This window comes from Microvirga aerilata (assembly GCF_016743775.1).
In the GTDB taxonomy this organism is placed as follows: Bacteria; Pseudomonadota; Alphaproteobacteria; order Rhizobiales; family Beijerinckiaceae; genus Microvirga; species Microvirga aerilata.
Genome location: NZ_JAEQMY010000154.1, coordinates 1 through 7,429 on the forward strand (window position 1 = coordinate 1; position 7,429 = coordinate 7,429).

Below are 7,429 nucleotides of genomic sequence, written 5' to 3' on the forward strand. Positions count from 1 at the left end.
TGATTGTCCCCTTTCACGATCTCGGCCAAGATCGCGCCTGTAAGTGCTGGACGGCTTTCCACCAGCCACCTGGCATCCTCATCGGCTTGTGTTAACCTCCCGCTAACTTGGTTGGGCGTCGAATGGAGCGACTTAGGAGGGATCGACGGCCGGACTCGCTCCAACTGTCCCGAGTACTGTTTAAGTCTGCTGCCCCTCTGACTGCTTGTGCTTGCGTGGGTGCCGTGCCTCCTCACGGTCTCTCTGGAGAACCCAGCGATGAAGAAGCCTAGACCAAAGCAGAAGCGTCCTACGGCGAAGACAAAGGCTAAACAAGGCAGGGTGCTGGTGGTGACCTCCGGTAAAGGAGGCGTCGGAAAGACCACCTCAACGGCCGCACTCGGGGCAGCGCTGGCGCAGGCCGGCCAGAAAGTGGTTGTGGTCGACTTCGATGTCGGCTTGCGCAATCTGGATCTGGTCATGGGCGCCGAGCGGCGTGTGGCCTTTGACCTGATCAACGTCATCAAAGGTGATGCAAAGCTTGCCCAAGCTCTTATCCGGGACAAGCGCCTTGACACGCTTGCTCTCCTGCCCGCCTCGCAGAGCCGCGACAAAGACAGTCTGACTGAGGAAGGCGTTGCCCGCGTCATCAGCGAGTTGCGGGAGCAGTTCGACTGGATCATCTGCGACAGCCCAGCCGGGATCGAGAACGGCGCTACCCTGGCGATGCGGCATGCCGATGTGGCTGTCGTTGTTGTCAACCCGGAGGTCTCCTCGATCCGCGATGCCGATCGCATCATCGGCATGCTCGACTCTAAGACGCTGAAAGCTGAAAAGGGACAGCGTCTCGACAAGCATCTTCTGCTCACGCGCTATGATCCAACTCGGGCCCGCCGCGGTGAGATAATGAAGGTGGAGGATGTGCTTGAGATCCTGTCCATTCCACTTCTTGGCATCGTGCCAGAGAGCAGGGAAGTACTGCGCAGCTCGAATGTTGGAGCACCGGTGACCCTGGGCAGCCCCGGCAGTGCGCCGGCCCAAGCCTACCTTGATGCAGCCCGACGGCTGAAGGGAGGGAACTCCGCCATCGCCGCCTCAGGCGACAAGCCTCACTTGTTCCACAGGCTATTCACCCGGCGAGCTGCATAGACCTGCTCAACCGTCTTACAAGAGCGAGATCTGATGCTGTCCGGGAGAAGCAGTGATGCACAATGTATCCTAAACTGAACTCGCGTAGACTTGGGATGAACACCAACATGGGTCCTTGAGCTTGACCCCGTACAAGCAAGCTCTTAGAGCATTATCTTTCAAATTCATGATCAGCGTATACGATGAAGCGCAATCCAAGAACTTTTTCTGTTGAGATCAAGAAGACCCGCGTTCAAGGTCAGCGTAGCAACCTCGCACCAAGGCGTTTGTTTGCGACAGCTTCAGCTGGGGCTACAAAGGTCTTCCAGCGTGAAGAGCCCCAAACGATCGCTGAGCCATCTCCTGCCCGACGCATCCTACCGAGCATTGTCGTGCCTGTGTGGAGCAGCTCCGAACCCGTTGGGCCTGTCCGCTGCAAGCGTCCCCCGGTGGAGAGGAGTCTAGGACAGATGGAGTTTGATCTGGCTGCGACAGCCTCTGAGGTCGTAGCAGATGCACCCGCAGAAGCGCCGGTGAGTGCCAACGCCGTTCCGCAGACTGGCGATGCACTTGATGATGCACACGACGCAATGCCCGTCCGTGACATTCAGCCTGCACAAAGCGAGGATGTGAAGGCCAGGTCACGGAAGCTACTGAAGAAGGCCTCTGGAATTGTGGAACGGGAGACAGCCTGCGACCTAGTGTCAGAGGCAGAGATGACTGATCTATTAGTGGCGTCGTCGAAGGTAGTCCAGCGCAGGCTGACGAAGCGTCTGACTGCCGCGGCGCAACTCCCACGCCATGAACGTTGGAAGGGGCGCCTTCATCCCGCTGCTTGGTAAGTTCATTATCTCACCGGATCTGTATATTCCCCTTGCAATGCCGCAACGACGTCCGCTGGTGGTACGCCACGATGCCACAGGACATAGACAGTGCGGTAGCGCGGCGGCACAAGGTCGGCGGCACGGCACGCTGCAACTGCCTGATCATGCGCCTTGCGAATGCTGCCGAACGGCGCCGTGTCGCCCTGCTTCCAAGCCGAGGGGCGAAAACCTAAAATGGCCTGCCAGATGATGACCAGCTTCAGGTGCGGAAAGCTGCGGCCTTTTCGTGTGGTCTTTGGCTTAGAAGTCACATTCGACACATCCTTCGCGCGCCCTCGGGCAAGTGCGAAGCGACGCTGAAGGGCGCGGTGGGTGAGATCGTGACCCTCATCATCCGGGTTCGCGCCACGCTGTTCCGCATCACGCACGACCGCCCTCAACCGTGCGATCCGCCATGCCGGAATGACGTCGAAAGGTGCTGCATCCATCTTCTTCCGCCTCTGGATCGTGTCACTCCTACCATGCTTCGACACTAGCCGCTCGATCCGCAGGTTTACCTATTATTGTCTGGGCGGCGGCAGAGGGTTAAACCGCTCTGTCGAGACCCAGAGAGGAAAGGAGGCATCCAGTGGCACTCACAAAAGATCATCGATGGCGACCTCCTCATGCTCCGCGTCGGGTTTGCCGATGGCATGACTGTCACGGTGACTGCCGGCAGGAACGGCAAGAGTATCAGTGTGACACCCAACAACCCGGAAACGGCCGAGAGGCTGTTGTCCATCTTCCACTGGAGCGTCAATAAGGTAGGTGAGCCGGGCTATCCGTTTACCAGCCTCAACCAAGTCATCTACGGCATGGAAACGCTGGCCCGCTCAGCGCTGAATGTAGAGCAGTTTATTGCGGGTCTTCGGGAGGTGCTGGAGGTGTCCGACAGGCATCTCGTACCCGAAGTTGGTATCAGGGGCCCATCATTCACCGTCGTCGACCTGAGCCCGAGCAGGAAGGTTCCGTCGCAAACAATTTGTTTCAAAGTTTCAGCTACGGTGGCTGCGGTCACAGCAGCGGAGACAGGGATGTTCAAGGGCAGGTATTTTGATCGTTCGATAATCCTGCTCTGCATCCGGTGGTACTTGGCTTACAATCTCAGCCTCCGGAATTTGGAGGAGATGATGGCTGAGCGCGGCATCTCAGTCGATCACGCGACTATTCACAGATGGGTTATTCGGTACTCACCTGAACTCCTGAAGCGCTTCAATGCACGCAAGAGGGTCGTCACCAGCAAGTGGCACGTCGACGAGACTTACATCAAGGTCAGAGGTCGCTGGACGTACCTTTACCGGGCGATCGACACCAACGGCGACACGGTTGAGTTCTGGTTCAGCGAACGGCGTAACCTCACGGCTGCCAAGCGGTTCCTGCGCAAGGCACTTAAGCGTCATGGTCGCCCCGAGCGGATCGTGATCGACGGCAGCCCTACCAACCGAGAGGCGATCCTGTCCTGCGATACCGCTGACCGGCTCCAGGCCAGTTGAGGGTGCACGCTAAAACCGATCAGGATAAGGCAGAGTCAATACCTCAACAATCGCATCGAGCAGGATCACCGTGCCGTCAAACGCCGTGTGCGTCCGATGCTCGGCTTCAAGTCTGCTCACAGTGCCCGGGTGATCTTGGGTGGCATCGAGTTGATCCACATGATGAGTAAACAGCAGGCGAAATATGCCTGCAGTCAGCAGTTGTCGCTCGCCGAGCAGTTTCACCTGCTTGCCGCATGAGGGAGGCACGACGCACCTGCTGCTTTCTCGTCCATATTCCGGATTTGCGACAGATCCCTTCAACCTCACCAATGGCGAGACCATGATCCGCGACGAGGAGGGCATCGAAGCATCCAGCATTCAGGCGGCTGTTATACCCGCCATGGAAGCTGTCGAGGAGCTTCGGGCCCAAGACCCCTCGAACTCGGAAGAATGGCAGGGCTGGTGGCTTGAGATTGTCGATGCGTCAGGTCAGGCCGTGCAGACAATTCCGCTTGATGTTCTCTCTGCTCATTAACCAGGTGTCGGAAGTAAGTCGGCATTGTTGCGTACCAGGCCTCCAAAGACAGAACCCCGGTCTGGCTAGAGCCGCCGGGATCTCTATTTGTCCCTATTCACATGCGCTTTGAGAAGATGCGAAGCGCTAAATGTAACAGCTCTGCGGGGCTTGATTGGCACTTCCACATTGGTTTTGGGATTGCGGCCTACACGCTCACCCTTATTGCGGACCGTGAAGACACCGAACGAAGAGAGCTTCACAGTCTCGCCAGTGGCTAGCGTGTCGCAAATCTCTGCGATGACCTGCCCAACAAGCTCAGCGGACTCATGCCTTGAGAGACCCACCGTCTGGTAGACGGCCTCTGCCAAGTCCGTCCGCGTTACGTTCTTGCTAGCCATCTCTATGCCGCAACAATGGAACCCCCCTTCGGGAAGAGCCGAATAGGACTTTCCAATTCCAGAGAGGAAGGCCCGAAAACCAATACCACCTTCGGATTAAGTACTTCGCCTGATTGCGGATCACAAAAGCGTGACTGTAAGCCTAGGTCCAGCACTCTTCCTCATCGGGATCAGCAATAACAAGCAGCGTCCGAACGCCCGTGAGGAAGGCCTACAAGAACATAAATCAGGTGTATTAGGGACATTCCATGGACAATCTTCGACAGCAGGTCGAGCATGTTGCTCGCGCGTTCTATGAGGAGCAGGAAGAAGCGCCAGACTGGGACAACGAGGCCGACTTTATCAAAGACGAATTCCGTGAGTACGCTCGGGACGCCATAGCCCTTCTTGAGCAACACAAAGCGCAAATACTCGACGCGGCATAGGGCTATTCCGGGAACAGGGGCCTCATCAAGGCCCCGCCAGTCCCACTATTCAGCAGCAACAATAGTGACATCGTTTGCCGCGAGGTTCAGGTGCTGTTGCGCCCACATGGCCGCTTGAGTTCGGTTTGCCACCTTTGCCTTCCTCAAGATGGCCTTGAGGTGCACTTTGATTGTGGCCTCCGCGAGCCCAAGCTCGCGCGCGATGAGCTTGTTCGAGGCGCCTTGAGTCAGGTGGCGCAGGATCTGGGCTTCTCTGGGTGACAGCCTGTTCGCAGTCGCCGCCGCAGATGGGTCGTTCGTTGGCATGAAGATGCCAACCCCATTGGAAATTGCCGCCTGATGGTGAGCAGCGTCGCTCAACAAGCTGGACGTCAGAGCTTGCGAGATGAAGGTTTCACCCAGCATAACCAGCTCAAGCGCCTTGATCAGAGGCTCGCGGTCCATCGTCGTCGAGCAAAGCCCATCCAGACCTGCCTGGAAGGCCTGCACCATGGCTGTACGTTCAATGCGCTCAGTCAGCAGAACCACCCGAGCAGAAGGCCATTGTGCTTTCAGCCTCTCGATTGTCTCGGTCAGCCCATCAGCCACTTGGTCAGTATGGATGAGGTAGAGGGTCGGCAGCTCAGATGTCAGTTCGGGTGACTCTTCTGAGATGAAGAACTGTGTGCCGGAGAGCATGTGGCTGATGCCGCTGCGGATGAGAGTATTTTGGCACACCAGAACGGTCGTCACATACGAAGATGCACTCTGAGCAATCGGGAGGATTTGCTCATTGTAGACGACGTCATGGTTCATGATTATCTGGTCCCTACTAATGTTCAGCAATGTGCATCCGAGACGATCCGCGCGAGCCACCAGCACTCACTCAAGAGGAGACTTGGCGGAAGGGCGATGCATTCCGGGAAGGGTCCATGTGATCTGGACCTTGCTTGGCTGTAACGAGCTACGGAAGGGTGTAGTTCCCCAACGAAGCTACTCCTTGGGAGGTAATCCCTGCTCCATCTAGGAAGCTTGGGAGGATCGTCGGCAGCGTTGGTGCGGCTCGGGACAATAGACTGTTTACCCGCTCCTGTTACACACAAGACAGGATGGCTCATGTACCAAGCCTCCAAAGATAGAACCCGTTTGGCTCTACCCCGGGCGGGTTTTTCTTGTTCAGTTCATCTGCAAATGAGGCATATTCGCAGGCTCAGGCCGCGTTTCAGACCGCCTGAGGCACCAGAGGGGTGGCGCTGGTTGGTGTTTCTCTTGAGCATGGAAGGCGAAGCCCCTCAGGCTGCCTGAGTCCAGAGGGCTGATACCTCGGGCATAGTGTGGGGATAAAGCCAAACCTTGCTCATGTCTCGGCTCTATCCAGACCTTGGAAGGACGAAGCCACGTCCGGCTTTTGCCCCACCGGAAGGTGGCTTCGTTTACACCAACTGCCTGTGCCAGGGGCACCAGCTTGAGCCTTCGTTCGTCCGGCTGCCACAAAAGACAGCCTCTGAGCCACCATCTGAGACAACGTAGCGGCATTGCCGCTCTCGGAGTTTGACGAGCGTGGTTCTATCGCGAGAGGAGGGCTCAGGAATCTCAGTCTCAGGCATTGCTCAAGGTACTCAGTGACAGTTGGCTTCAGGTCAAAAGGCCTGGAACCTTAGGAGTTCCATCGCCAGCAGGCCGGGCGCTGAACATTTCGTTCACCGTGCTCTTGCTGGTACAGTCAAAGCAATGACGATCCAGCATGGATGTTGATGGGCCTGTAGCTCAATGGTTGGAGCCGGCTGCTCACAAGGGCCTGTGCGGAAGGCAAGTCCCGCCGGCCCACTCCACCTCAAGCCTGCTTTGCCCTTGTTGTCCGCACCACAACAACGAGGTGCCCCACCGCTTGAATAGCCACGATTGCTTCAAGCTCACACTGAGAGCAGTGGAGCACCGCATCTCAGAGTCGAGCGTTAGCCATTCTCAAATATTCAGCTTTGTGACGGCATCGATGAGCAGTTTCGCACGTCGCTTTTTTGTCTTGGCAGAGTCAAACGGCAGATCCCGAACTATAAATTCCGCCTTTTGACTTTCCCTGCAGAATCGAGTGCGTAACTTGGAATCATCCGGAACCAGGTTTTTACCTGCGGATTGACTCGGCTTTTCAGCTAAATGATTCAAGCCAAAGAAGTTTTTCAACGGAGAGTCCGTTTATTGTGAATGGATTCTTGCGCTCCGACTCCACAGCCACCTCAGAATCGGTCATCACTCGATATGGCACGAGTGTAACGGGTGGATGCCATGCCTGACGCAAAGCAGACCGAGCGCGTTCAACGCTTCCGCAAGTCTCGCCGGGAACGGGGGGACAAGGAGATGAACGTCTGGGTCCCCGGACTTCTTAGTGATGCGATCGACGAAGCCGTCGAGAACGGTCGCTTCAAGTCCCGTCAGGAAGCTATCACCCATGCCCTCGAGGCTACATTTGCCCATAAGGAGCGAATTGTCGTGACGTAACCTAGGCAAAGCAAAAGGCCCACGAAGCTGGACACTTCGAGGGCCTTTGGAGACCACCGCGAGGGTGGGCATAAGATTTGGGTGTTGCAACCTCCTTATGCCATCCCGACAAGCTGAATGTCAAGAGCATCGGTTTCGGTGAACGCTCCCGCTTTGCCCTCACAGAGGA

The 7,429-nt window shown here is 56.8% G+C and carries 9 protein-coding genes and 1 pseudogene; 5 read left to right on the forward strand and 5 right to left on the reverse strand.

The window, feature by feature from the left end; translation table 11 throughout:
• The first annotated feature begins 258 nt into the window (after positions 1-258).
• Positions 259-1,128, forward strand: a complete 870-nt coding sequence (minD, locus tag JKG68_RS30080; RefSeq protein WP_202065865.1) for a septum site-determining protein MinD — start codon at positions 259-261, stop codon at positions 1,126-1,128.
• 826 nt (positions 1,129-1,954) lie between these two features.
• Here the strand turns inward: minD and JKG68_RS30085 are convergent.
• The gene (locus tag JKG68_RS30085) at positions 1,955-2,419 is read right to left on the reverse strand and encodes a hypothetical protein (RefSeq protein WP_202065869.1); all 465 of its coding nucleotides are present in this window, start codon (positions 2,417-2,419) and stop codon (positions 1,955-1,957) included.
• Positions 2,420-3,004: 585 nt separating this feature from the next.
• On the opposite strand from JKG68_RS30085, the pseudogene JKG68_RS30090 reads away from it, so the two are divergent.
• A pseudogene (locus JKG68_RS30090) lies at positions 3,005-3,703 on the forward strand (IS6 family transposase).
• Entirely contained in the window at positions 3,693-3,980 is a 288-nt protein-coding gene (locus JKG68_RS30095) for a DUF6894 family protein (RefSeq protein ID WP_246516063.1), read from the forward strand. Before JKG68_RS30090 ends, JKG68_RS30095 begins: the two are co-directional and overlap by 11 nt.
• A gap of 83 nt (positions 3,981-4,063) precedes the next feature.
• Here the strand turns inward: JKG68_RS30095 and JKG68_RS30100 are convergent, their stop codons facing one another.
• On the reverse strand, positions 4,064-4,360 hold the full coding sequence (locus JKG68_RS30100; RefSeq protein ID WP_202065873.1) for an integration host factor subunit alpha: 297 nt from the start codon (positions 4,358-4,360) through the stop codon (positions 4,064-4,066).
• Between the two features lie 248 nt (positions 4,361-4,608).
• Here JKG68_RS30100 and JKG68_RS30105 point away from each other — a divergent pair, with 248 nt between their 5' ends.
• Positions 4,609-4,785: a hypothetical protein gene (locus JKG68_RS30105; RefSeq protein WP_202065875.1), complete on the forward strand. Its 177-nt coding sequence runs from the start codon at positions 4,609-4,611 to the stop codon at positions 4,783-4,785.
• Between the two features lie 45 nt (positions 4,786-4,830).
• Here JKG68_RS30105 and JKG68_RS30110 read toward each other — a convergent pair whose 3' ends face one another.
• The 3 genes from JKG68_RS30110 to JKG68_RS30120 all read right to left on the reverse strand — a co-directional run bounded on the left by JKG68_RS30110 (position 4,831) and on the right by JKG68_RS30120 (position 6,945).
• Positions 4,831-5,580 carry a LuxR C-terminal-related transcriptional regulator gene (locus tag JKG68_RS30110; RefSeq protein ID WP_202065877.1) on the reverse strand — a complete coding sequence of 250 codons (750 nt, stop codon included), beginning with the start codon at positions 5,578-5,580 and terminating at the stop codon, positions 4,831-4,833.
• 617 nt (positions 5,581-6,197) lie between these two features.
• Positions 6,198-6,371, reverse strand: a complete 174-nt coding sequence (locus JKG68_RS35025) for a GcrA family cell cycle regulator (RefSeq protein WP_202065878.1) — start codon at positions 6,369-6,371, stop codon at positions 6,198-6,200.
• 358 nt (positions 6,372-6,729) lie between these two features.
• Positions 6,730-6,945 carry a hypothetical protein gene (locus JKG68_RS30120; RefSeq protein ID WP_202065879.1) on the reverse strand — a complete coding sequence of 72 codons (216 nt, stop codon included), beginning with the start codon at positions 6,943-6,945 and terminating at the stop codon, positions 6,730-6,732.
• Positions 6,946-7,047: 102 nt separating this feature from the next.
• On the opposite strand from JKG68_RS30120, the gene JKG68_RS30125 reads away from it, so the two are divergent.
• Positions 7,048-7,260 (forward strand): ribbon-helix-helix domain-containing protein, encoded by a 213-nt coding sequence (locus tag JKG68_RS30125; RefSeq protein ID WP_202065882.1) that lies wholly within the window; start codon positions 7,048-7,050, stop codon positions 7,258-7,260.
• Positions 7,261-7,429 lie beyond the last annotated feature (169 nt).